The organism is Streptomyces sp. P17 (assembly GCF_032436805.1).
Classification (GTDB): domain Bacteria; phylum Actinomycetota; class Actinomycetes; order Streptomycetales; family Streptomycetaceae; genus Streptomyces.
Window position 1 is genome coordinate 1 of record NZ_JAVRBF010001499.1, and the last position, 235, is coordinate 235.

The 235-nt window shown below is 68.5% G+C and carries 1 protein-coding gene; it reads left to right on the forward strand.

Annotated features, from left to right (window positions below; all coding sequences use genetic code 11):
• Positions 1–235: hypothetical protein (locus RMT89_RS45475; RefSeq protein ID WP_315889608.1), on the forward strand; the 235-nt coding region annotated here is incomplete at both ends.

Below are 235 nucleotides of genomic sequence, written 5' to 3' on the forward strand. Positions count from 1 at the left end.
CGTCTGGATGCGTGGCGGCGAGGGTTCGGACACGCTGCTGGCCGGTGCGGACGACTGGGCCGAGGGCGGCGAGGGTGAGGATGTGTTCCTGATCGACGGCCTTGGCTTCGGACAAGGCGGCGCGCCGGCGATCATTCCCGATTATGTGCCCGACGATGACCGGATCGGCCTGTTCTGGCCGGGCGGCGACGCGCCCGATCTGAGCGTTGACCATCTGGAAAACGGCACCGCCGTG